This window comes from Acuticoccus sp., from assembly GCF_965213555.1.
GTDB lineage: Bacteria > Pseudomonadota > Alphaproteobacteria > Rhizobiales > Amorphaceae > Acuticoccus.
The window spans coordinates 1,489,815-1,513,879 of sequence record NZ_OZ243890.1 but is presented as its reverse complement, the minus strand read 5'-3'; the positions used below and the strand labels follow the sequence as shown (position 1 = coordinate 1,513,879).

The following is a 24,065-nucleotide window of genomic DNA, read 5'->3' as shown; positions in this document are numbered from 1 at the left end:
GGTGAGGAACGCCTTGCCGCCGAACGCGCCGCCGACGAACGGCGAGATCACCTCCACCGAGGTGATCGGCAGCCCGAACGCCATCGCCGCCGCGTTCCTGAGCGAACGGACCGACTGCGACGGCATCCAGATGGTCAGCCGGTCGCCGGCGCGCCACTCCGCCGTGGTCGCGTAAAGCTCCATGGGGTTGTGATGCTCGAACGGCGTCTCATAGGTCGCGTCCACCGTCTGCGCGGCCTCGGCGAGCCCGGCCTCCACGTCGCCCTTCGTCACCTCCTTGGCGTCCGGGCGCTCGGCCGGCGCGCCGTCGCTGGCCTCGATGAGGACGTGCGCCTCCTCCTCCGCGTACTCGGCCTTGACGAGGGACGCTGCGTGGCGTGCGGCGCGCGCGGTGTCGGCGACGACGTAGGCGATCGGCTGGCCGTTGAACCGGATCTCGTCCGACGTCATCGGCCAGAAGCTCGCGGCGGCTGGGCCGCCCTGGGCGTAGCCCTTGAGCTCCTTGTACTTCGGCAGCGTCTCGTGGGTGAACACGGCGACGACGCCGGGCGCGGCCTCCGCCGCCGAGGTGTCGAGGGACGTCACGCGACCGCGTGCGATGCGCGAGGTCGCGAGCGCGCCGTGCATCATGCCCGGGGGCATGAAGTCGGCCCCGTACATCGCCTGGCCGGTGACCTTCCGCGGCGCCTCGTAGCGCGTCACCTTCTGCGAGATCGTGTCGGCCATGGTCAGCCCTCCTGCCTGGCGCGCTCGCGCGCGGTCATCAGCGCACCCGCGACCACCGAGGCCCCGAGCGGGATCTTGTAGGCGCTGCCCTCGAGCGGCACCGCGTCCGCGAACGCGGCGCGGCCGGCCTCGCGCGCCAGCTCCTCGGAGAACGTTGCGCCCCTGAGGACGTCCTCCGCGGCGCGGGCCCGCCACGGCACCGAGGCGACGCCGCCGAGCGCGACGCGCGCGTCCGACACCGTGTCGCCCTCCATGGCGAGGCCGACCGCGGCGGACGCGGAGGCGAACGCGTAGGACTCACGGTCGCGCGCCTTGAGGTAGTACGAGCCCCTCATCGCCGGCGAGCGCGGCACCTCGATGGCGACGACGACCTCGCGCGGGCCGAGCACGGTCTCGCGGGACGGGTCGTCCGCGGGCAGGACGTGGAGGTCCGCGAACGGAATGCGCCGCTCGCCGGACGGCCCCTCGACCACGACCTCAGCGTCGAACGCGATGAGCGCCTGGGCGAAGTCGCCGGGGTACATGGCGACGCACGCCTCCGAGCCGCCGAGGATCGCGTGCATGTTGGTGCGCCCCCCGTCGAGGGCGGCGCAGCCCGAGCCGGGATCACGCTTGTTGCACTGGAGGTAGTGCGTGTCGCGGAAGTACGGGCAGCGGGTGCGCTGCAGGATGTTGCCGCCGAGCGTCGCGGCCCAGCGCAGCTGCGGCGAGGCCGCCATCCAGAGCGTCTCGGTGAACACCGGCGCCATCCGGGCGAGCTCGGCGTTGTCGGCGACCGCCTGCATCTTGGCGAGGGCGCCGAACCTGATGCGGCCGTCGCCGATCGTCACCTCCGAGAGGTCCGGCAGGGCGGTGATGTCGACGAGGGCGTCGGGCGTCATGACCTCGAGCTTCATGAGGTCGACCATGGTGGTGCCGCCGGCGAGGACGTCGGCCCCGTCGCCGAGCGCGGCGATCGCGTCCTCCACCGAGGACGGCTTGGCGTAGGCGAAGTTCTTCATCGGTCAGGCCCCCCGGTCCCGGACCGCCTCGATGGCGGCGACGATGTTGGGATAGGCGCCGCAGCGGCACAGGTTGCCGGACATGTACTCGCGGATCTCATCCGCCGAGCCCGCGTGGCCCTCTTCGATGCACGCGACGGCGGACATGATCTGCCCCGGCGTGCAGTAGCCGCACTGGAACGCGTCGTGCTCGGCGAACGCCTCCTGCATGGGGTGGAGGTTGCCGACGCTGTCCGCGAGCCCCTCCACCGTGACGACGTCCGCGCCGTCGGCCTGGAGCGCGAGGACGAGGCACGAGTTCACCCGGTGCCCGTTGAGCAGCACGGTGCACGCGCCGCACTGGCCGTGGTTGCAGCCGATCTTGGTGCCGGTCAGCCCTAGACCGTCGCGCAGGAGCTCGACGAGCGTGGTGCCGGTCTCCACCGTCGCATGGCGTTGCTTGCCGTTGAGCGTCAGGCTCACCGTCGGCCGGTCGCCTGGGGCGATCGTGGTGGCTTTCGCGCTCGCCTCGCCCGCGGACAAACCCGTGGCCGCGGCAGCGAGCCCGCTCGTCTGCAGGAAGTTGCGGCGGGACAACCCACCGCGGCGCCCGTCCCGTGCTTCTGGGCCGGACCTTGGGTCGGTCCCGTTGGGCTTTGAAGGTTCGTGTGCGTCCGTCATCGCGTCCCCTCGTGTCTCCAGGTGCCAAACTGGACAAGTTCCAAGGTCGCGCAAGCTCCAAAAGCCCGCGCTGTGGGGAATGCGCGTGCCGGCAGCATGTGGACCGTGCCGGTCCGATGCGGCATTGCAGGCGTGCGAGCGTAGGAGGCCCGATGACGACCGAAGACCTGCCCACCGGGCTCGCGGCGTTCTCCCTGGCGGGACGAACCGCACTCGTCACGGGATCGAGCCGCGGCATCGGGCTCGCCATCGCCCGGGGATTGGCGAAGGCGGGAGCCGCCATCGTCCTGAACGGTCGCGACGAGGCGACGCTCGACGCCGCGGCCGACGGGCTCGAGGACGGCGGCGCGTTCGTGCGGACTTGCCCGTTCGACGTGACCGATCATGCCGCGTCGAAGGCTGCGGTGGACGACCTCGAGGCGCGCCACGGACCCGTTCACATCCTCGTCAACAACGCGGGGATGCAGCACCGGGCGCCGCTCGCCGACTTCCCGCCTGAGGCGTTCGAGCGGTTGATGGCGACCAACGTGTCCTCGGTGTTCAACGTCGGTCAGGCGGTGGCGCGCCACATGATCGCTCGCCGCCAGGGCAAGATCATCAACATCGCCTCGGTGCAGACCCTGCTCGCCCGACCGAGCGTCGGCCCGTACATGGCCACGAAGGGGGCGGTGGCGAACCTCACGCGGGCGATGGCGACGGAGTGGGCGCCGCTCGGCCTCAACGTCAACGCCATCGCGCCGGGCTACTTCGAGACCGAGCTCACCGCACCCCTCGTCGCCGATCCGACGTTCTCGGATTGGCTCGCCACGCGCACGCCGCAGGGGCGTTGGGGGCGGTTGCCGGAGCTCGTGGGTGCGGCGGTGTTCCTGTCCTCCGACGCGGCGAGCTTCGTGAACGGGCACACCCTCTTCGTGGACGGCGGCATCACGATCAGCCTCTGATCGCGCCCGTCGACCGCTCCCCGTCGCGCATCGACGGCGGCGGGGACGGTGGTGCGCCTAAGGTTTCAGGGCTGGGACGTCAGGGATGGTGGAGCCAAGGGGAGTCGAACCCCTGACCTCTTGAATGCCATTCAAGCGCTCTCCCAACTGAGCTATGGCCCCCTGGGTCGTTCGGCGGAGATAGATGATGGCGCGGCGGAGCGCAACAGGCGAGCGCCGCGCCGATCAGCGCTCCTCCTCGTCCTCGTCGGAGCCGCGGACGACGTCGGACACCTCGTCGTCGGAGTCGTCGTCGACCAGCACGTCGTCGTCGGTGACGACCGCGACGTCCTCATCTGCGGCGACGGCGATGTCCTCCTCGTCGTCGGCCGCGGCGGCATCGCCCTCGTCCTCGTCCGCCTCCTCGAGCGCGACGAGCTCGACGCCCTCGTCCTCGACGTCAACCTCGTCATCGTCCTCCTCGGCACGGGCCATCTCCCGGCGCGTAGCGACGACACCAGTGGCAAACATCACGTTGCAGCGCGGACAGATGATGGGGTCGCGATGCAGGTCGTAGTACTTGGCACCGCAGTTGGGGCACAACCGCTTGGTGCCGAGCTCAGGTTTGGCCAAGGGAGGCTCCGTGGGGTTTCGCTTGGAAGGCGTGGGGCCTTGGCACACCCCGCGGTCCACCGCAAGGTCAGGGCCGGACGCTTGCCATCCCGGGGTGGCGCTGACTCGCCGCCCCCTCTATGACATCGGCATGGCCGCTGACACCGCCGTCGCCGACCCTCGCCCCGGCAACGGGACGGGGACGCGCGAGGCCGGCAACGCCGACGTTGGGAAGATGATGGGCAAGGGTTCGCGCCGGGCAGTGACCGCGGCGCACGGCAGGCCGCTCACCGGCGACGTGCGTGTGCCGGGCGACAAGTCGATCTCGCACAGGGCGCTGATGATGGGCGCGCTCGCGGTCGGTCGCTCCCACGTCACGGGCCTCCTGATGGGGGAGGACGTGATGGCGACGGCCGCGGCCATGCGCGCGCTCGGCGCCACCGTCACGGTGCGCGGGTCGGACGTCGCCATCGACGGGGCTGGCCTCGGCGCGCTCGCCGAGCCGTCCTCGCCGCTCGACTTCGGCAACGCGGGCACGGGCGCGCGGCTCACCATGGGGCTCGTCGCCGGCCACCCGATCGCCGCGACCTTCGTCGGCGACGCCTCGCTGTCGCGTCGCCCGATGGGCCGTGTCCTCGAGCCGCTGCGCGAGATGGGCGCGACCGTCGCGGCGCGGACTGGCGACCGTCTGCCACTCACCCTGCGTGGGCCGGACTCGCTCGTGCCCATCGCCTACACGCTGCCCGTCGCCTCGGCGCAGGTGAAGTCGGCGATCCTCCTCGCTGGGCTCAACACGCCGGGCGAGACGACGGTGATCGAGCCGGTGCCGACCCGCGACCACACCGAGCGCATGCTCGCCGCCTTCGGCGCCCGCGTCCGTCGCGAGCGGACCGGCGCAGGCCTTGCGATCACCGTCGAGGGGCAGCACCCGCTCGCTCCGACGGACGTCGTCGTGCCGGCGGACCCGTCGTCGGCGGCGTTCGTCGTCGTCGCCGCGCTGATCGTGCCGGGTTCGGAGGTCGTCGTACGCGACGTCCTGCTCAACCCGTCGCGCACGGGCCTCTTCACCACGCTGCTCGAGATGGGCGCCGACCTCGCCGTCGAGGACGAGCGCGATGCCGGGGGCGAGCGGATCGGCGATGTCCGTGTGAGGGCGAGCCGCCTGTCCGGCGTCAGCGTTCCAGCCGAGCGCACGCCGTCGATGATCGACGAGTACCCGGTCCTCGCCGTCGCCGCCGCGTTCGCCGAGGGGTCGACGACGATGGCAGGGCTCTCGGAGCTGCGCGTGAAGGAGAGCGACCGGCTTGCCGCGATCGCGCGCGGCCTGGAGGCGAACGGCGTGGCACACGAGGTCGGCGAGGACTGGCTGCGCGTCGCCGGCCGCGGTGGCGGTGCGATCGGCCGCGGACACGTCGCGACGCAACTCGACCACCGCATCGCCATGAGCTTCCTCGTCCTCGGCCTTGCCGCCGACGAGCCGGTGACCGTCGACGACGGCGCGATGATCGAGACGAGCTTCCCGGGCTTCGTCGACGCCATGCGCGGCCTCGGTGGCGAGGTCATCGTGCATGAAGGCGAGCTCGTCGCGTGATCATCGCGGTGGACGGGCCGGCGGCGTCCGGCAAGGGGACGCTCGCCAAGCGCCTCGCGACGCACTACGGCCTCGCCTACCTCGACACAGGCCGCACGTACCGTGCGGTGGCGCTCGCGCTGATGGAGGACGGTGTCGCACTCGACGACGGCGAGGCGGCCGTGCGGGCAGCCGGCGCCATCGACCTTGGGGCGCTCGAGGCGCCGGCGCTCGCCACCGCGGAGGTCGGCGAGGGCGCCTCGCAGGTTGCCGTGCTGCCCGAGCTTCGCACCGTCCTCGTGGCGCGGCAGCAGGGCTTCGCGCGCGAGGCTGCGCGCGCCGGCCGCGGGGCGGTGCTCGACGGACGCGACATCGGCACCGTCGTCCTGCCGGATGCCTCGGTGAAGCTGTTCATCACCGCCGAGGTGGAGGAGCGGGCAAGACGCCGTGCGCTCGAGCTGACCGGGTCAGAGGCCGGCCCGGCCTACGAACGGCTCCTCGCGGCGCTGCGGTCCCGCGACGCCCGCGACTGCGGGCGGGCGTCGAGCCCGCTGCGCCCCGCCGCCGATGCCCACATCCTCGACACGACCCACCTCGACGCGGACGCCGCGTTTTGGCTCGCGACGAGGGTTGTGGACGAGGCGCTCGCCGCTTAGCTTGTCGCAGCTGGCGGTGTCCGCGCGCGCGGACGCCGCCGTCGTGCGTGGGCGTGTCCTTGGGGGCGTCCGGGGCGGCGACTTCGTTACCAAGCGCCCGCGAAGGGACCGCGGCGAACCCCGTCGGGGGCGCACGACACTCACACCAACCCTCGCCGCAGCGTGTTTCACGCGACCGGAGAACGAATGAGCTTATCAACCCCAACCCGTGACGACTTCGCGGCGCTGCTCGAAGCCTCGCTGAACCAGACCGAGATGGCCGAGGGGTCGGTCGTCAAGGGCATCGTCGTCGGCTTCGAGAAGGACCTCGCTGTCATCGACGTCGGCCTCAAGGTCGAGGGTCGCGTGCCGCTGAAGGAGTTCGGCGTCCGCGGCGAGGACGAGAACATCGAGGTCGGCGATGAGGTCGAGGTCTACCTCGAGCGCGTGGAGAACGCGCTCGGCGAGGCCGTGCTGTCGCGCGAGAAGGCCCGCCGCGAGGAGTCCTGGGTGAGGCTGGAGGCTGCGTTCGAGAAGAACGACAAGGTCACTGGCAAGATCTTCAACCAGGTGAAGGGTGGCTTCACCGTCGACCTCGACGGCGCGGTCGCCTTCCTGCCGCGCTCCCAGGTGGACATCCGACCGGTGCGCGACGTCGGCCCGCTGATGAACACGCCGCAGCCCTTCCAGATCCTCAAGATGGACAAGCGGCGCGGCAACATCGTCGTCTCCCGCCGCGTGGTGCTCGAGGAAACGCGCGCCGAGCAACGTCATGAGATCGTCCAGTCCCTCGAGGAGGGGCAGATCATCGAGGGCGTGGTCAAGAACATCACCGACTACGGCGCCTTCGTCGACCTCGGCGGCATCGACGGCCTCCTGCACGTCACCGATATGGCGTGGCGGCGCGTCAACCACCCCACCGAGATCCTGTCCATCGGCCAGTCGGTGAAGGTGCAGGTCATCCGGGTGAACCAGGAGACGCACCGCATCTCGCTCGGCATGAAGCAGCTCCAGGCCGACCCCTGGGAGGGCATCGAGGCGAAGTACCCGATCGACGCACGCTTCACCGGCCGCGTCACCAACATCACCGACTACGGCGCGTTCGTGGAGCTCGAGCCCGGCATCGAGGGCCTGATTCACGTGTCGGAGATGAGCTGGACCAAGAAGAACGTCCACCCGGGCAAGATCGTCGCCACTTCGCAGGAGGTGACCGTGATGATCCTCGAGGTGGACGCTGCCAAGCGGCGCATATCCCTCGGCCTGAAGCAAGTCATGGACAACCCGTGGGAGGCGTTCCTCGACGCCAACCCGCCAGGCACGGTCGTCGAGGGCGAGGTGAAGAACAAGACCGAGTTCGGTTTGTTCGTCGGCCTGGAGAACGACATTGACGGGATGGTCCACCTGTCCGACCTCGACTGGAACCGGCCAGGCGAGGAGGTCATGGACGACTTCCAGAAGGGCCAGGTCGTCAGGGCGATCGTGCTCGAGGTCGATCCTGATAAGGAGCGCATCTCGCTGGGCATGAAGCAGCTCGGCGGCGACCCGTTCACCGAGGCGGCGGACGGAGCCGAGGTCAAGCGCGGCGCCATCGTCACCTGCGAGGTGAAGGAGGTTAAGGAGGCCGGGCTCGAGGTGCAGATCGTCGGCACCGAGCTTTCGACCTTCATGCGCCGCTCCGAGCTCGCGCGGGACCGCAACGACCAGCAGCCGAGCCGCTACAATGTCGGCCAGAAGTTCGACGCCCGCATCACCCAGTTCGACCGCAAGGCGCGGCGGGTGCAGGTGTCGATCAAGGCGCTCGAGATCGCCGAGGAGAAGGAGGCCGTGGAGCAGTACGGCTCCACCGACTCCGGCGCCTCGCTCGGCGACATCCTCGGCGCCGCGCTGCGAGCGAGGAACACCGAGAACCAGTAGCCTCCACCGCCGCCGACCGCGTCCGCCGCGGTCGGCGGCGGCCTGAGCTCGCAGTCGCAAGCTGCGCGCGAGCCTGGCAACGCGGGTCGCAGTGACGCGTGTTGCCACCGCGGCCGCGATGGCGTTGGCGTCTTCTTGGATGGACGGTTCCGTGCGGGTCCCGTGCCGGAACCCTCGCGGTTTGGGCGCCGTTCCCAGCGTCCAACCTCAAGGAAGTGCACGCGTGAACAAAAACTCCATCATCCGCCTCGCGGGCGTCGCCGTCCTCGCCGGACTGGCCGCGCCGACGCTGGCGCAGACCGCCGCCGAGCGGCTCGAACTGCCCGAGCCCGAGGCGCGGGAAGGCCGCACCATCACCGTCAATGGCGCGGACATCTTCGTGGCGGCTTCGGGCGAGGGCGAACCGGTCCTCCTTCTGCACGGCTACCCCTTGTCAGGCGCACTGTTCGAGAGGCTGCGCGATCGCCTCGACGACACGTACCAGGTCATCACGATCGACCACCGCGGGTACGGTCGCTCATCGACGCCGGCGCCGGTGGAGGACGTCGCCACCTACGCCGAGGACGCGTTGGCCGTCCTGTCCGAGCTCGGCATCGACCGGGCGGTCATCGGCGGCATGTCCATGGGCGGACCGATCGCCTTCGAAATGTACCGCCAGAACCCGGACGTGTTCGCGGGGATGATGCTCATCGACACGAACCATACTGCCGCCGGTGCCATCGAGGCTGGCATCTGGCAGGGCGCCGAGACGACGCTGGAGGAGAAGGGCTCGGTGGAGGCCATCATCCCCTTCCTGATGCCGAACATGCTCACCGGGGAGACGCGGACCGTCGAGGCGCCAGCGCAGGTCGACTACCTGACCGCCGCCATGAAGCAGGCCTCCCTCGACGGTGCCATCGGCGGCGCGAAGGTGCTCGCCGGTCGACCGGACTCCACGGAGACGCTGAAGGGCGTCGACGTCCCCGTCCTGGTGCTGGTCGGTCGTGCGGACCCGGTCTACCCGGTCGAGATCGCCCAGGAGATGGCCGATCTGGCGCCCGACGGCGAGCTCGCGATCATCGACGGCGCAAGCCACGCTGCGGTGTTCGAGCAACCGGAGGCAGCGGGGAACGCGATCGGCGAGTTCCTCGGCCGCGTTTACTGAGACGAACTGCACCGCGGCTCCCCTGCCGCGGTGCGCCCGCGGGGTCGCGCCGACGACCCACGGTCTCCGCCGCCGGACAACCTGACGGCGTAACGACCCTTCGCCCTGACGGCGACCGCGCGCTGCCTCCCGTGATGCGCAACTGGCATCCGGCCGCAGGTCGAGGCCGCGGCATGAGCACGTGGTGCGCCGACGTGCACCGCTCGCGGCGTTGGGTCGCGCGGCCCGCGGCGCTGCCCGTGCACCCGATCTCCTCGCCGGTAAGTCACCGTGCTGCCGAGGCGCGTGACGACTGCCTTAACCTGCGTCATGGCACGCATCGTCGTCGCTGCGGGGAACGAATGTTCCGTAAGCCGACTTTCCAAGCTCAGACGGCCGCGTGAGGAGGGGTGCCGATGTCTTCGGAAGCTGGATCACCGCGTCACTTCGTCAAGGCTGCCATGAGCGCGCCCTACCTCGAACGCGAGGAGGAGCATCAGCTCGCGCTCAGGTGGCGCGACGACAAGGACGAGAAGGCGCTCGGCAAGCTGACGGCAGCGCACATGCGCCTCGTCATCTCCATCGCCTCCCGCTTCCGCCACTTCGGCCTCCCCATGGGCGACCTCATCCAAGAGGGGCATGTGGGGCTGCTCGAGGCTGCCGCCCGCTTCGAGCCGGAACGTCAGGTCCGCTTCTCGACCTATGCGACATGGTGGATCCGTGCCTCCATCCAGGATTACATCCTGCGCAACTGGTCCATCGTGCGCGGTGGCACCTCGTCGACCCAGAAGGCGCTCTTCTTCAACCTCCGTCGGCTGCGCGCCAAGATGGCGCGCAACGGCGCAGGGTCGCCCGATGCCGCGATGTACGAGGCGATCGCCAACGCCATCGGCGTGTCGAAGGCGGACGTCGAGCTGATGAACTCGCGCCTGTCGGCCCCCGACACCTCGCTGAACGCTCCGGTGATCGAGAGCGACTCGACGGCGGCGGACCGGCAGGACTTCATCCCCTGCCAGCAGCCGCTGCAGGACCAGACGGTGTCGGAGTCCATCGACACCGATCGTCGCGCCCGCTGGCTCGAAAGCGCGCTGCACGAGCTCAACGAGCGCGAGCTGCGCATCGTGCGTGAGCGGCGGCTCACGGAGGAGGGGGCGACGCTGGAGTCGCTCGGCGAGAAGCTCGGCATCTCCAAGGAGCGGGTACGCCAGATCGAGAACCGCGCGCTGCAGAAGCTGCGCTCGGCACTGCTGCGCGATCACGAGCGGCAGGTGTTCGTCGCCTGATCCACGCGCGGACCGCCGACTTAGTCTTGAAGGCTTGGAACGTGACGATGTTGCGCTGCGCCGTCCGGGCCTGTGCGCTGGCGTCCATCATCCTGCTCGGGGCAGGCGACGCCAGGGCGGACGCGGTGACCGTGTTCGCCGCGGCGAGCCTGCGCGACGGGCTCGACGCGGCAGTGACGGACTTCGAGGCGTCGGCGGGGGTCGACGTCACGGTGTCCTACGCGGGCAGCTCAGTCCTCGCGCGGCAGATCGAGCAGGGCGCTCCGGCTCACCTCTTCATTTCGGCGAACGAGGCGTGGATGGACGTCCTCGCAGAGGCTGGGGAGGTTCAGGCCACGACGCGCACGGCGCTCCTCGGCAACACGCTCGTCCTCGTGGCGTCCGGCGAGCCGGAGGACGACGGGCACGCGGGCGTCCTCACCGCGAAGGCGATCGCGTCCGCCGTGGGCGACGAGCGCATCGCCATGGCGCTGGTGGAGGCGGTACCCGCCGGCATCTACGGCCGGCAGGCGCTGACCAACCTTGGGCTTTGGTCGCGCTTGGCCGAACAGGTCGTGCAGAGCGACAACGTACGCACGGCGCTGGCGTTGGTGGAGCGCGGCGAGGCCCCGTTCGGCGTGGTCTACGCCTCGGACGCCCGTCTCGGCCGTGTTCGGACCGTGGGGACGTTCCCGCCCTCGAGCCACGACCCCATCGTCTACTCCATGGCGATCGTCGCCGGACGGGACGGGGGCGCGGTGCGCGCGCTTTACGATCACCTGACCACGCCGGACGCCTGGCGTCACTTCGCGGCGGCGGGCTTCACGCGGCCCTGAGCGGTGCGGGGAGGCTCACGCCGCCGAGGGGTTCGTGCCGGATGCGGTAAGCCTTGATCGACGTCTGGCCCGTCGTCGCGCTGTCGCTTCAGGTCTCGCTGGTGGCGACCCTGGCGGCGCTGCCGCTCGCGGTCGCCGCGGCGTTCGCGCTCGCGCGGGGCCGCTTCGTCGGGCGGGCGCTGCTCAACGGGCTCGTGCACCTGCCGCTCATCCTGCCGCCGGTGGTGACCGGCTACGTGCTCCTCCTCCTGTTCGGTCGCCGTGGTCCCGTCGGAGGCTGGCTCGCTGAGCTGGGCGTCGTGTTCGCGTTCGACTGGACCGGCGCCGCCCTCGCCGCCGCGGTGATGGCGTTCCCGCTGATGGTGCGGGCGGTGCGCCTGTCCGTCGACGCGGTCGACCCCCGGCTCGAGGGGGCGGCCAGGAACCTCGGCGCGGGGCGGACGGCGACGTTCGCGTTCGTGACGCTGCCTCTCGTGGTGCCAGGGCTGCTCGCTGCCGTGGTGCTCGGCTTCGCCAAGGCGCTCGGTGAGTTCGGCGCGACGATCACCTTCGTCTCCAACATCCCCGGCGAGACGCAGACCCTGCCGCTCGCGATCTACACCGCGTTGCAGGTGCCGGGCGGCGAGGCGATGGCGGGACGGCTGGCGGCGATCTCCATCGCCATCTCCCTCGTCGCCCTCCTCGTGTCGGAGGCGCTGTCCCAGCGCGCGGCGCGGTGGGTCGCAGGCCGGTGACGCTGTCCGTCGCGCTCCGTCATCGCCGCGGCGACTTCGACCTCGACGTGTCGTTCGCCGCCGCGGACGGCATCACCGCGCTGTTCGGCCGCTCCGGCGCCGGCAAGACGACGGTGATCCAAGCGATCGCCGGGCTCCTGACGCCGACTGCCGGCCGGATCGAGGCCGGAGGCCGTGTCCTGTTCGACGGCGCGGCCGGGGTGGACGTTCCGGCACACCGCCGCGGCGCCGCCGTGGTGTTCCAGGACGGCCGCCTGTTCCCGCACATGACCGTCGCCGGCAACCTTGCCTTCGCGCGCCGCTTCGCACGCCGCCCGGCCGCGGTCGCGCCGCTCGTGGCGCTCCTCGGCCTCGGCGACCTCCTGCGTCGGCGGCCGGCGGGGCTGTCCGGCGGGGAGACGCAGCGCGTCGCCATCGCACGGGCGCTTGCGACGGGTCCTGCGCTCCTCCTGCTCGACGAGCCGCTCGCCTCCCTCGACGAGGCACGCAGGGCCGAGATCCTGCCGTACCTCGAGCGGCTACGCGCTGAGGCGCGGCTGCCCATGGTGTACGTCAGCCATCAGGTGAGCGAGGTTGCTCGGCTCGCCGATACCGTGGTGGTCCTGCGCGAGGGGCGGGTCGCCGCGGCGGGGCCGGCGGCAACCGTGTTCGCCGACGCGCTCGCGGCCGCCCAGATGGGTCCGCGGGACGCCGGCGTGCTCCTCGAGGGGCGCATCGCGGCGCACCATGCGGTGGACGGGCTCAGCGAGGTGCGCCTGTCGGCCGCCACGTTGACCCTGCCCATGGTGCAAGCCGGCATCGGCACGACGGTGCGCCTCAGGTTGCGTGCGACGGACGTCATCCTCGCCCGTCCCGGCGTCGTGGCATCCACGCAGAACGTTCTGCCGGTGACGGTGACCTCCGTTACGGACGGCGTCGGGCCAGGCGCGCTGGTCGGCCTCGCCTGCGGGAAGGACAGGATCCTCGCGCGGCTCACCCAGCGCTCGGTGCGCGAGCTCGGCCTCGCCCCGGGGACGCAGTGTGTTGCGTTGCTGAAGGCGCTCGCGGTGGCGCCGGAGGACGTGGTCGTGCTCGGCCGATGAACGGGTGCGACCTTCTGGCCGGAACTCAGGTGCCGACGACCCCATTCTGTGCCGCGGGCGACGCGCCCGTTGGGAGAATTGTCATGGCGATGAAATCGCTGCACGACCTCTTCGTCCATACCCTTCGCGACATCTACCATGCGGAGAAGCAGGGCCTGAAGGCCATGCGTCAGATGTCGCGCAAGGTCACCTCACCCGAGTTGAAGAGCCTTCTGGAGACTCACCACGAGGAGACCGAGCATCAGGTCGAGGAGCTCGAACACGTGTTCGAGAGCCTGTCCATGCGGCCCCGCGGCACGAACTGCGAGGCGGTGCACGGCCTCCTCGAGGAGGCCCGCGAGCTCATGGAGGAGGCGGCCGACGATCGCACGCGCGACGCTGGCATCGTCGCCGCGGTACAGGCCGTCGAGCATTACGAGATCGCCCGCTACGGCACGCTGGTAGCGTGGGGCGAAGCGCTCGGCCATTCCGACGCCGTGGAGGCGCTGCGGCGCATCCGCGACCAGGAGATGGCCACCGACCAGAAGCTCTCCGAGCTCGCCGAAGACACGCTCAACCCGGCGGCCGACACCGGCGAGGGCGAGGATGGCGGTGCGACGGACGGCACCGCGCCGACCCAGGTCGAGGCCGAGGCCATCGAGGAGGAGACCGCCGAGCAGGACGAGCCGGTCGACGCCATGGCCGACGTGAAGGAGAACGCCGAGCTGGCGGACGCCGAGCAGGAGGACGGCGAGGACGAGGGCGTCGTCGACCTCGGCGAGGAGCGCTCCGGGCGCAGCGGCAAGCGCGGCAAGGGTCGCGGCAAGCGCGCCGCCTAGGCCGAAGGCGCTCGCTCGGCCCGCGCTCGGCCGGGCAAGGCGCTGCGGAGGAAACGGCAGGGCTCCTCCGCAGACGCCGCCGCGGTCCAAGTCCGTGGCGCTCGCCATTGTCGGTCAGGCAGCGCCGTGCGATGCCTCGGCAGCGCTTCACGCCCCCGCGGACGGCCAAAGCGTCGCTGAGCCGGGGGACCGATGTTCCACCACCCATCGTTCGACGATCACGAGGCGGTGCTGCACGCGCGCGACGCCGCGAGCGGACTGTCGGCGATCATCGCCATCCACAACACCGCCCGCGGGCCGGCGCTCGGAGGGTGCCGCGTGTGGACCTACGTGGACGACGACGCGGCGCTGACCGACGCGCTGCGGCTGTCGCGCGGCATGACGTACAAGGCGGCGATGGCGGACCTGCCGCTTGGCGGCGGCAAGTCCGTGGTGATCGTGCCCGCACGGGGTGCGACTTCGCCGGCGATGTTCGAGGCGCTGGGTCAGGCCATCGAGACGCTGTCGGGGCGCTACATCGTCGCCGAGGACGTCGGCTCGTCGCCGTCCGACCTCGCGCACACCCGCCGCCACACGCACCACGTGACGGGGCTCGACCCCAAAGACGGTGGGCGCGGCGACCCGTCGCCGACCACGGCGAGGGGCTGTTACATCGGCCTCCTGGCCACCGCCCGCGCGGCCGGCCTCGGCCCGCCGTCGGGGCTTCACGTCGCCGTGCAGGGCCTCGGCAACGTCGGGTACGGCCTGGCGAGGCACCTCGCGGAGGCCGGCGCACGGCTCACGGTGACGGACATCTCGCTCGAGCGGACGACGCTGGCGGAGCGCGAGCTCGGCGCCAAGGGGGTGCCGCCGGAGGACATCGGCCTCGTCGAGGCGGACCTCTTCTCGCCCAACGCGCTCGGTGCGACGCTGAACGCGACGACGATCCCAGCGCTGAAGGTCCGCGCGGTGGCGGGCGGCGCCAACAACCAGCTCGCGACGCCCGACGACGGCGCGGCGCTTGCCGGCCGCGGCATCCTCTACGCGCCGGACTACGTGCTGAACGCTGGCGGCGTCATCAAGATGGCGGGCGAGTACTACGGCTGGGACGACGCGGAGGTCGACCGTCGGGTCGACGCCATCGCTGATAGGCTGGACGAGGTGTTCGAGGAGGCCGCGCGCACCGCGACGCCCACCCATGCCGTCGCCGACCGATTGGCCGAGGCTCGGTTCGGTCGCGGCTGACCCGCGCTCAGCAGCGGCGCAGGTGCCGCGGAGGGAGGCTCCGTGACCGGAACGGACGGCGAGCGGCCGCGAGCCGGCGCCGAGGCTCGCGCGTCGACCGAACCTCCGCAGGTAAAAGGGTCGGCATCCGTCGGGGTGGTCGGCGCGGTGGCGCTCGGGGTGGTCGGGGTCGCGATCTTCGCCGGTACGTTGCCGGCGACCCGGCTCGCGGTGGCGGAGCTCGACCCCATGTTCGTGACCTTCGGCCGCGCTGCGGTCGCAGCGCTCCTTGCAGCACCCCTCCTCGCCCTCGGCGGGACGCCTCTACCAAGGGGGAAGGGCCTCGCGTGGCTTGCGGGGGCGAGCCTGTTCCTGATCGTCGGCTTTCCGCTTTCGATGGCGTTCGCGATGACGAGCGTGTCGGCGGGGCACGGCGGAGTGGTGCTCGCGATCCTGCCGCTCACCACCGCGCTCGCAGCGACGGCGGTCTCCGGCGAGCGTCCGGGCAGCGCGTTCTGGGCGCTGTCGGCAGCCGGTGGCGCGACGGTGCTCGCCTTCGTCCTAGCTCAGGGCGGCGGGACGATCTCGGCCGGCGACATCTTTCTCCTGTTCGCGGCGTGCGCGGCGGCGTTCGGTTACGCCTTCTCGGGCAACCTCTCGCGCACGATGCCGGGTTGGGCCGTGATCTCGTGGGCGCTGGTCCTCTCCTTCCCGGTGACGGCGCCGCTCGCCGTCCTCCTCGCCCCCGCCGCTCCGGCCGGCGTGGGCGCGAGCGCATGGGCGGGCTTCGCCTACGTCGCCCTCTTCTCGATGTTCCTCGGCTTCTTCTTCTGGAACGCGGCGATGGCGCTGGGCGGCGTCGCCAAGGTCGGCCAGCTCCAGCTCCTCCAGCCGTTCCTGACGATCCTCATCGCGGCGGTGGTGGCCGGTGAGGCGGTGTCGGCGACGACGCTCGTCTTCGCCGCTGCCGTGGTCGCGATCGTCGCGCTCGCTCAGCGCGCCCGCGTGCGCCGCGCCGAGTGAGCGCCGGCGCGCACGCCGTCAGTGCGCCTCGGCCCAGCTCGCGCCGGCGCGGGCGTCGACCTCCAGGGGGACGGCAAGCTTCACCGCGGGCTCGGCCGCGCCGGCCATGACCCGGCGGATCACCGCGATTGCCCGGTCCGCCTCCTCCACCGGCGCCTCAAACAGGAGCTCGTCGTGCACCTGGAGGAGCATCTTCGTCGACAGCCCCGCCTCGGCGAGCGCCGGCTCCAAGCGCACCATCGCCCGGCGGATGATGTCGGCGGCCGAGCCCTGGATCGGCGCGTTGATCGCCGCCCGCTCGTAGAACGCGCGCATCGACGGGTTGGAGGTGTCGATCTCCGGGTAGTGCGCGCGGCGGCCGAACAGCGTCGTCACGTAGCCGTGCTCGCGCACGGTGCGCTTGGTGGCGTCCATGTAGTCGCGGATGCCGGGGAAGCGCTCGAAGTAGCGCTTGATGTAGGCGCCGGCCTCCTCGCGCGGGATGGACAGCTGGTTGGCGAGGCCGAAGGCGGAGATGCCGTAGATGATCCCGAAGTTGATCGCCTTGGCGCGGCGACGGACCATCGGGTCCATCCCCTCCACCGGCAGCCCGAACATCTCCGAGGCGGTCATCGCGTGGATGTCGAGCCCGTCGGCGAACGCTTGGCGCAGCTGCGGGATGTCGGCGATGTGGGCGAGCACGCGCAGCTCGATCTGCCCGTAGTCCGCAGCGATCAGCGTCGTGCCAGGCTCGGCCACGAACGCGGTGCGGATCTTGCGTCCCTCCTCGGTGCGGATCGGGATGTTCTGCAGGTTCGGATCGGTGGAGGAGAGCCGCCCCGTGGTGGTGGAGGCCATCGAGAACGTCGTGTGGACGCGCCCGGTCTCCGGGTGGATCTCGGTGGGCAGCGCGTCGGTGTACGTGGACTTCAGCTTGTTGATGTGGCGCCACTCGAGGATCTTGGTGGGCAGCAGGTGCCCCTCGGCGGCGAGCTCCTCCAGCACCTGCGCGCCGGTGGACCAGGCGCCGGTCTTGGTCTTGCGCCCGCCCGGCAGGCCGAGCTTGCCGAACAGGACGTCGGAGAGCTGCTTGGTGGAGCCGATGTTGAACGGCTCGCCCGCCATCTCGTAGATCTCCGCCTCGATGCGGGCGAGGGTCTGCGAGAAGTCGCCCGACATGCGCGAGAGGATGTCGCGGTCGACGCGGATGCCGTGCTCCTCCATGCGCGCGAGGACGGGCAGGAGCGGGCGCTCCAGCGTCTCGTAGACGGTAACGACGCGCTTGGCGACGAGGCGCTGGCGCAGCACCGGAAGGAGGCGCAGCGCGATGTCGGCCTCCTCGGCGGCGTGCCGGGTCGCGGCGTCGAGGGGCACCTCGGCGAAGGGGATGCGCTTCTGTCCCGTACCCATGACGTCGCGGTCGTCGATGGGGACGTGGCCGAGGAAGCGCTTGGAGAGGCTCGCGAGGTCGTGCTGCCCCGCTCCGGCGTCGGCCGCGTAGGACAGCAGCCCGGTGTCGTCGAGCGGCGCCAGCGCGAGGCCGGCGCGGCGCAGGGCGAGGTAGTCCCGCTTGAGGTTGCTAGAGACCTTCATGATGGAGCGGTCGGCGAGCGGGGCGGCGAGGAGCGCCAGCGCCTCGGCCGGATCGAGCCCATTCGGCGCGCTGACGAGGTCGCCGGCGGTGTGGGCGAGCGGCACGTAGCATGCCGTGTTCGGGGCGAGGGCGAGGGCGACGCCGGCAAGGGCGGAGCGCATGGGCGGACCGTCGGCGAGGCGCACCGCAAGCCCCATCCGGCCGGTCTCGCGCGCCGCCCCGATCCAGGTCGCCAGGCGCTCGGCGCTGCCCACGGTCTCGTACCTCGCGTGGTCGAAGGCGGCGCCGGACGCCTCGCGCTCGAGCTCCGCGGCGAGCGCGGAGGGCGTCGCCGGCCCGTCGTTTCGCGGCGTCGCGTCGTCCGGCTCGGACGCGGCTGCGGGGCCGAGGTGGAGGTAGCGCGCGTCGGCTTCGACCCGCGCGTGATCGACCTCGAAGTCCTCCGCCGCGCGGCGCGTCAGCGTGCCGAAGTCCATCGCCTTGAAGAACGCGATCAGCGGCTCGGCGGGCACCTCGTGGAGGGTGAGCGCCGCCAGCGGATCGTCCACCGCCACCGCCTCGTCGAGCCGGACGAGCTCGCGCGACAGGCGCGCCTGGTCGGCGAACGCGAGGAGGTTCTCGCGGCGCTTGGGCTGGGAGATCGTCCCGGCCTCGGCGAGCAGCGTGTCGAGGTCGCCGAACTCGTCGATGAGCTGGGCGGCGGTCTTCTTGCCGATCCCCGGGACGCCGGGGACGTTGTCCGTGGCGTCCCCGACCAGCGCCTGCACGTCGACGACGCGCTCCGGCATGACGCCGAAGTACTCGACGACCTCGTCGACCCCGATGCGCCGCTCCGCACGCACCCCCATGCGCCCCGTCCCCGGCCGTCGCCCCTCGCCGGACGCGGGGTCGTACATCGTCACGCGCTCGTTGACGAGCTGCATGAGGTCCTTGTCGGCCGAGACGATGACGACGTCCGCCCCCGCGTCCGCCGCCTGCCTCGCGTAGGTGGCGATGATGTCGTCGGCCTCGAAGCCGGCCTTCTCGATGGGCTTCAGGCCGAACGCCTCGACCGCCGCGCGCATCAGCGGGAACTGCGGCACGAGGTCGTCCGGCGGCGCTGAGCGGTTCGCCTTGTACTCAGGGTAGATCTCGTTGCGGAACGAGACCTCGGACTTGTCGAAGATGATCGCGAGGTGCGACGGCCGAACGTCCGCCGCACCCTCCTTGATGAACTGGTAAATCTTGTTGCAGAACAGGCGGACCGCGCCGGTCGGAAGGCCGTCGGCGCGGTAGTTGTACTTGCGATCCTGGTTCATGGACTGGAAGTACGCGCGGAAGACGAACGAGGAGCCGTCCACCAAGAAGACGGTGTCGCCCGGGCCGGGCGCGCGGGGTTCGGTCATGACGGCCTCCATCAGCGCGGCGACCATGGGGACTGGGTGATGGCCGATCAAGGTGGCGCAGCGCGGCGCTCGCAGCCAGCCCGCAAACGCTCCCCCTCGTCGCGCACGCCCGTGCTGTCGCGCGGCACCGGGCGTCATGGTAACTCACCGCGGCTGGGGTCGTCGTGATCGTCTCGCGGGAGGGCTGGGTTTGGTACGAAGGACGGACGGTGGCCGGTCGAGCGGATCGCCGCAGGGTGAGCGGCGCGCGCCGAGCCTCGCGAAGGGTTCGGGCGCGGCTGGCCCGAGGCCCCCTGGGCCGTCGGAGCGCGGCCCCGGTCCGCGAGCGGCCACGCGCCCGGCGACGCCGGCGGCTGGTGAGCGAGCCAAGCAGGCCGGCCCGGCCCGACGACGCCCGCCTCGCCGACGCCGCTTCCGCCTGCTGCGCCTCGCCGTGAGGCTGTCGCTCACGCTCGCGATCCTCGGCCTCGTTGGGGTCGGCGCCATCATAGCGTATTACGCGGCGACGCTGCCCCCGGCCGCCGAGTGGGCGGTGCCCGACCGGCCGCCCAACGTCGCCATCCTGTCGGAGGACGGCGCGCTCATCGCGAACCGCGGCGACACCGGCGGCCGAGCCGTGTCCCTCACCGAACTGCCGGACCACGTGCCGCAGGCGGTCATCGCCATCGAGGACCGGAGGTACTACAGCCACTTCGGCATCGACCCCATCGGCCTCGCCCGCGCGATGGTCGCCAACCTTTCCGCGGGCCGCCTCGAGCAGGGCGGCTCGACGCTGACCCAGCAGCTCGCCAAGAACATGTTCCTCGATCCCTCGCGCACGCTGGAGCGCAAGATTCAGGAGATGATCTTCGCGGTCTGGCTGGAGGTGCAGTACTCCAAGGATGAGATCCTGGAGATGTACCTCAACCGCGTCTACCTCGGCGCCGGTGCGACGGGCATCGACGGTGCGGCGCGGCGCTACTTCGGCAAGCCGGCGGAGGAGCTCGAGCTGTCCGAGGCGGCGCTGATCGCGGGCCTCCTGCGCGCGCCCTCGTACTACGCGCCGACCACCGACCTCACCCGGGCGAACGAGCGCGCTGCGACGGTGCTCGCGGCGATGCGCGACGTCGGCTTCATCGACCCCATCGCGCACGCCTACGCCCGCGCGAACCCTGCGACGCTCGCGACGCCGGACGTGGCGCCATCGAGCGGCTACGTCGCCGACTGGGTGAACGAGGTGCTGCCCGAGTTCGCGGGCTCGGTTGAGGACGACGTCGTGGTGGAGACCACGGTCAACCTCGAGCTGCAGGAGCTCGCCGAGCAGGCGCTGCGCGAGATGCTCGACGGGGAGGGGGCCGAGAAGAACGTCTCCCAGGGCGCCGTCGTGGTGCTCGACGGCTCGGGCGCGGTGAAGGCGCTCGTCGGCGGTCGGCAGTACGGCGACAGCCAGTACAACCGCGCGGTGGCGGCGGCGCGGCAGCCTGGCTCCGCGTTCAAGCCGTTCGTCTTCCTCGCCGCGCTGGAGCATGGGTTGACGCCGGCGACGATGCGGATCGACCAGCCGACCCGGATCGGCGACTGGACGCCGGAGAACTACACCAAGGAGTACGTCGGACCCGTCTCGCTGACCCGGGCGCTGGCGCACTCGCTCAACACGATCGCGGCGCAGCTCACCGCGGAGGTGGGCCCCGGCACCGTCGCCGCGGTGGCGAGCCGGCTCGGCATCCGCTCGCCGCTGGCGGCCAACGCGTCCATCGCGCTCGGCACGTCCGAGGTGACCCTCCTCGAGCTCACCACCGCGTACGTGCCGTTCTCCAACGGCGGCATCGGCGTCGTCCCGCACATCGTGCGGCGCATCCGCACCGCGGACGGCCAACTCCTCTACGAACAGCGCAGCGGCGGGCCCGGCCCGGTGGTGGCGCTCGAGGACGTCGGTGCGATGAACACCATGCTGTCGGCGGCGCTGGAGTCCGGTACGGCGCGCCGCGCCCAGCTCGACGACTGGCAGGCCGCCGGCAAGACGGGCACCAGCCAATCTTGGCGGGACGCGTGGTTCGTGGGCTACACCGCGTACTTCACGACCGGGGTGTGGCTCGGCAACGACGACAACACGCCGACGCTGAAGGCGACGGGCGGCTCGCTGCCGGCGGAGCTGTGGAAGACGCTGATGATGAAGGTCCACGAGGGCATGGTCCCCGCGGGCCTGCCGGCGATGGACGTCGCGCCTGAGCCGCTCGCCCCTGCCCCCGACGCCGTCGCGGTCGGCGCCTGGGGGGCGCCGGCCGCGTCCGCGGCCGGGCCGCCTCGTGGCACCGCCGCCCGGGACGCGCGGGACTGGCTGCGCCCGGCACCCCAGGAGGAAGGGACCCGCAGTTTCTTCGGACGGCTGTTCGGGGGGTGACATTCACTCGGCGAGGGCAGCGAGCACCTGCGGCAGCAGGTCCGCGTCCCCGACGGCGACGACGTCGCCGCGGAAGTCCGTCAGCAGGCGATGCCCGAAGGGCGCGCCTTGCCAATCGGTCACCGTCCCCCCCGCGGCGGTGATCATCGGCACGAACGGCGCGATGTCCACTACCTTCAGCCCGGCCTCGACGACGACGTCGATGTGCCCCGCGGCCACCATCGCATACCCGTAGCAGTCGGTCCCGTAGCGCACCATGCGGCAGGCCGCGGCGAGCGTTGCGAACCGCTCCCTGCGGCTGACATCGAAGTGCTGTGGCCCGGTCGATGCGAGGACGGCCTCACCGAGCGTCGCGCACCGGCGCGCGGCGAGGGCGTGCTGCTGCGAGCCGCGCGACCAGTAAGCCCCGTCCGGTCCGCCGACGAAGCGTTCGCCGACGAACGGCTGGGCCATCATCCCACGCACGGCACTCCCGTCCTCCGCGAGCGCGATGAGGACGCCCCAGGTCGGCAGCCCGGCGATGAAGGCGCGCGTCCCGTCGATGGGGTCGAGGATCCAGGTCCGCCCGCTGGTGCCACGCGCCTCGGCGAGCTCCTCGCCGACGACGGCGTCGTCCGGCCGCTCCCGGGCGAGGATCGCGCGCATGGCAGCCTCCGCCTCGCGGTCGGCGACGGTGACCGGGTCGAAGCCCTCGCTCGCCTTGTTGTCCACGTAGGCGAGTTGGCGGAAGTGCGGCAGCACTGCCGCCTCGGCGGCATCCGCGAGCGCATGAAGCAGGTCCGCGTCGGCGATCATGGCCTTGCATGGGAGCCATGCGCGCGGCTCGTCACACAGCGCGCGCGCGCGATCCTCGCGCAACGCGCTCCGCAAACCGCTGATAAGGCTCGGCGCATCGGCGATGCCCACGACGCGAACGTCGCTGCATGGCTGCTCTGCGCATTTGCTAGGCAGCATTTTGCGTTGGCTACCAAATCGGCACCTTGACGATTGTGCGTTGCGGCTTCATTTGTTGCAGCGCGGGACGACGTTGTCGTCTCGCTGCCCTCCTTGGGCGTTTCCTCCCTAGACTTAAGGCCGCTCTTCGGGGCGGCCTTTTTTTTCGTCGACTACTCCGCGGCCTGTGGCCAGTCGTACGCCGGCTGCCGCTGAAGGTACCACTTGACCAGCCCGGCGCAGGCGTCCGTCAAGATGCTCCGCAACGGATGGTAGTTCGCGGTGCGCACGAACGTGCCCTCGTCCATGTACAGCGCGCGGTTGACCTCGAGCTGGATCGCATGGACAAGCGGCGGCCGTCCGTGCCGCTCGGTGATGTAACCGCCGGCGTAAGGCCTGTTGCGGCCCACCGCGAGGCCACCGCGGCGCAGCAGGCGGGCGAACTCATCGGCCAGCCCAGGCGCGCAGCTCCGTCCGTAGCGATCGCCGAGGATGACGTCGCAACGCGGCCCGCCCGGCGTCTCCACGCGCACTGCACCGGACGGCATCGAGTGGCAGTCGATGAGGACGGCGGAGCCGAAGGCCTCGACGGCGCCTGTGACCGCCTCGTCGAGCGCTGCGTGGTAGGGTCGATAGCAGGTGGAAAGCCGGTCCGCCGCCTCTTGGGCGGGGAGCGGCGCATCGTAGATGTCCTGACCTTCGCCGACGATGCGTGCGATGACCCCCAGCCCCCCCGCGACCCGGGCGCTGTCGCCGACTACTGGGACGCTGACCGGCCCGTCGAACATGGTCCGGTCGAGCTCCGCCGGATCGCGGTTGAGGTCCACGTAGACGCGCGGAAAATGCGCCTTGAGGAGCGGTGCGCCGAGCGCGCCGACGCCGGCGAACAGGTCGTCCACGAACGTGTCCTCGGAGCGCCGGAGGGTAAGCCGGCTGAGCTTGGTGCGCTGCAGGAGCGAGCGGGGATAGACGGTCCCGCTGTGCGGCGCGCTGAAGACGAACGGCACGGCCGGCGCCGACGGGGTCACGAGCGCGAAGGTCGCGTCGGCCACGAAGTCGTCAATGATGTCCATCGAGGGCTCCTTGGAACCTCGCTTAGGGCGGCGCCGATCCATCGACCGCCTCACTCCCGCTGCGTCGAATTAAGCATGCACCGGTAAGCCGCTCCTAAGCCACACGCTTGACCGCGACTTAAACGGCCCCGTCGCACACTCCCCCGCACGCACACCACGACACAGGGACGCGGCACGATCGGCCGCGCGGACATGATGCGCATACTGTTGGCCGAAGACGACGAGGACATGCGGCGCTTCCTGCACCGCGCGCTGGAGCGCGCCGGGTATGACGTCGTTTCGGTAGAGGACGGTGAGCTCGCCTACGAACGCCTGCGCGAAGAGCCGTTCTCCCTCCTCCTCACCGACATCGTGATGCCGAACATGAACGGCATCGAGCTCGCGCGCCGCGCCACGCGCCTCGACCCTGACCTTGCGGTGATGTTCATCACCGGCTTCGCGGCGGTGGCGCTCGACGGTGAGCACGGTGCGCCGCCGGGGGCGAAGGTGCTGTCCAAGCCGTTTCACCTGCGCGAGCTGGTCCGCGAGGTGGGTCGCTTGCTTGAGTACGCGTGACGCGCTTGTGCAGCGACCCGGCGCCGGCTATGACGACGCTCCGCTGC

Annotated in this window: 20 protein-coding genes, 1 tRNA gene and 1 pseudogene; 14 read left to right on the top strand and 8 right to left on the bottom strand. The window is 71.2% G+C overall.

The window, feature by feature from the left end; translation table 11 throughout:
* Window positions 1–24: 24 nt before the first annotated feature.
* The 3 genes and pseudogenes from ACOOE8_RS07320 to ACOOE8_RS07310 form a co-directional block, all read right to left on the bottom strand.
* Window positions 25–627 (bottom strand): annotated as a pseudogene (locus ACOOE8_RS07320) (xanthine dehydrogenase family protein molybdopterin-binding subunit); the annotation flags it as partial.
* Window positions 628–728: 101 nt separating this feature from the next.
* Window positions 729–1,727 carry an FAD binding domain-containing protein gene (locus ACOOE8_RS07315; protein WP_420394170.1) on the bottom strand — a complete coding sequence of 333 codons (999 nt, stop codon included), beginning with the start codon at window positions 1,725–1,727 and terminating at the stop codon, window positions 729–731.
* Window positions 1,728–1,730: 3 nt separating this feature from the next.
* A complete protein-coding gene (locus ACOOE8_RS07310) occupies window positions 1,731–2,387 on the bottom strand; it encodes a (2Fe-2S)-binding protein (protein WP_420394169.1) in 657 nt (218 codons plus the stop codon).
* Between the two features lie 152 nt (window positions 2,388–2,539).
* Here ACOOE8_RS07310 and ACOOE8_RS07305 point away from each other — a divergent pair, with 152 nt between their 5' ends.
* The gene (locus ACOOE8_RS07305; RefSeq protein WP_420394168.1) at window positions 2,540–3,328 is read left to right on the top strand and encodes a glucose 1-dehydrogenase; all 789 of its coding nucleotides are present in this window, start codon (window positions 2,540–2,542) and stop codon (window positions 3,326–3,328) included.
* Window positions 3,329–3,414: 86 nt separating this feature from the next.
* On the opposite strand, the gene ACOOE8_RS07300 is transcribed toward ACOOE8_RS07305, so the two are convergent.
* Together ACOOE8_RS07300 and ACOOE8_RS07295 are read right to left on the bottom strand one after the other, a co-directional pair.
* A tRNA-Ala gene (locus ACOOE8_RS07300) sits at window positions 3,415–3,490 on the bottom strand.
* A gap of 63 nt (window positions 3,491–3,553) precedes the next feature.
* A complete protein-coding gene (locus tag ACOOE8_RS07295; RefSeq protein ID WP_420394167.1) occupies window positions 3,554–3,940 on the bottom strand; it encodes a TIGR02300 family protein in 387 nt (128 codons plus the stop codon).
* Between the two features lie 217 nt (window positions 3,941–4,157).
* Between ACOOE8_RS07295 and aroA the strand changes: the two genes are divergently transcribed.
* From aroA to ACOOE8_RS07240, 11 genes are all read left to right on the top strand, one after another.
* Window positions 4,158–5,510, top strand: a complete 1,353-nt coding sequence (gene aroA, locus ACOOE8_RS07290) for a 3-phosphoshikimate 1-carboxyvinyltransferase (RefSeq protein WP_420394654.1) — start codon at window positions 4,158–4,160, stop codon at window positions 5,508–5,510.
* A complete protein-coding gene (cmk, locus tag ACOOE8_RS07285) occupies window positions 5,507–6,145 on the top strand; it encodes a (d)CMP kinase (RefSeq protein ID WP_420394166.1) in 639 nt (212 codons plus the stop codon). The genes aroA and cmk overlap by 4 nt, the downstream gene beginning before the upstream one ends.
* Window positions 6,146–6,331: 186 nt before the next feature.
* Complete coding sequence (rpsA, locus tag ACOOE8_RS07280) at window positions 6,332–8,038, top strand: 30S ribosomal protein S1 (RefSeq protein WP_420394165.1); 1,707 nt, start codon at window positions 6,332–6,334, stop codon at window positions 8,036–8,038.
* A 223-nt stretch (window positions 8,039–8,261) separates the two neighbouring features.
* Window positions 8,262–9,182 carry an alpha/beta fold hydrolase gene (locus ACOOE8_RS07275; protein ID WP_420394164.1) on the top strand — a complete coding sequence of 307 codons (921 nt, stop codon included), beginning with the start codon at window positions 8,262–8,264 and terminating at the stop codon, window positions 9,180–9,182.
* 395 nt (window positions 9,183–9,577) lie between these two features.
* A complete protein-coding gene (locus ACOOE8_RS07270; protein ID WP_420394163.1) occupies window positions 9,578–10,444 on the top strand; it encodes an RNA polymerase factor sigma-32 in 867 nt (288 codons plus the stop codon).
* A gap of 47 nt (window positions 10,445–10,491) precedes the next feature.
* Window positions 10,492–11,259 carry a molybdate ABC transporter substrate-binding protein gene (gene modA / locus ACOOE8_RS07265; protein WP_420394653.1) on the top strand — a complete coding sequence of 256 codons (768 nt, stop codon included), beginning with the start codon at window positions 10,492–10,494 and terminating at the stop codon, window positions 11,257–11,259.
* A 53-nt stretch (window positions 11,260–11,312) separates the two neighbouring features.
* A complete protein-coding gene (gene modB, locus ACOOE8_RS07260) occupies window positions 11,313–11,993 on the top strand; it encodes a molybdate ABC transporter permease subunit (RefSeq protein ID WP_420394162.1) in 681 nt (226 codons plus the stop codon).
* The gene (modC, locus tag ACOOE8_RS07255) at window positions 11,990–13,075 is read left to right on the top strand and encodes a molybdenum ABC transporter ATP-binding protein (protein ID WP_420394161.1); all 1,086 of its coding nucleotides are present in this window, start codon (window positions 11,990–11,992) and stop codon (window positions 13,073–13,075) included. The genes modB and modC overlap by 4 nt, the downstream gene beginning before the upstream one ends.
* A gap of 83 nt (window positions 13,076–13,158) precedes the next feature.
* Complete coding sequence (locus ACOOE8_RS07250) at window positions 13,159–13,893, top strand: ferritin-like domain-containing protein (RefSeq protein ID WP_420394160.1); 735 nt, start codon at window positions 13,159–13,161, stop codon at window positions 13,891–13,893.
* 192 nt (window positions 13,894–14,085) lie between these two features.
* Window positions 14,086–15,117: a Glu/Leu/Phe/Val family dehydrogenase gene (locus ACOOE8_RS07245; RefSeq protein ID WP_420394159.1), complete on the top strand. Its 1,032-nt coding sequence runs from the start codon at window positions 14,086–14,088 to the stop codon at window positions 15,115–15,117.
* A gap of 42 nt (window positions 15,118–15,159) precedes the next feature.
* A complete protein-coding gene (locus ACOOE8_RS07240) occupies window positions 15,160–16,119 on the top strand; it encodes a DMT family transporter (protein WP_420394158.1) in 960 nt (319 codons plus the stop codon).
* Window positions 16,120–16,137: 18 nt separating this feature from the next.
* On the opposite strand, the gene polA is transcribed toward ACOOE8_RS07240, so the two are convergent.
* The gene (polA, locus tag ACOOE8_RS07235) at window positions 16,138–19,077 is read right to left on the bottom strand and encodes a DNA polymerase I (protein ID WP_420394157.1); all 2,940 of its coding nucleotides are present in this window, start codon (window positions 19,075–19,077) and stop codon (window positions 16,138–16,140) included.
* 433 nt (window positions 19,078–19,510) lie between these two features.
* Here polA and ACOOE8_RS07230 point away from each other — a divergent pair, with 433 nt between their 5' ends.
* Window positions 19,511–21,457 carry a transglycosylase domain-containing protein gene (locus ACOOE8_RS07230; protein WP_420394156.1) on the top strand — a complete coding sequence of 649 codons (1,947 nt, stop codon included), beginning with the start codon at window positions 19,511–19,513 and terminating at the stop codon, window positions 21,455–21,457.
* A gap of 3 nt (window positions 21,458–21,460) precedes the next feature.
* On the opposite strand, the gene hisN is transcribed toward ACOOE8_RS07230, so the two are convergent.
* Both hisN and ACOOE8_RS07220 read right to left on the bottom strand, forming a co-directional pair.
* Complete coding sequence (gene hisN / locus ACOOE8_RS07225; RefSeq protein WP_420394155.1) at window positions 21,461–22,252, bottom strand: histidinol-phosphatase; 792 nt, start codon at window positions 22,250–22,252, stop codon at window positions 21,461–21,463.
* 311 nt (window positions 22,253–22,563) lie between these two features.
* On the bottom strand, window positions 22,564–23,463 hold the full coding sequence (locus ACOOE8_RS07220) for an N-formylglutamate amidohydrolase (protein WP_420394154.1): 900 nt from the start codon (window positions 23,461–23,463) through the stop codon (window positions 22,564–22,566).
* A 192-nt stretch (window positions 23,464–23,655) separates the two neighbouring features.
* Here ACOOE8_RS07220 and cpdR point away from each other — a divergent pair, with 192 nt between their 5' ends.
* Window positions 23,656–24,018, top strand: a complete 363-nt coding sequence (cpdR, locus tag ACOOE8_RS07215) for a cell cycle two-component system response regulator CpdR (protein ID WP_420394153.1) — start codon at window positions 23,656–23,658, stop codon at window positions 24,016–24,018.
* Window positions 24,019–24,065 lie beyond the last annotated feature (47 nt).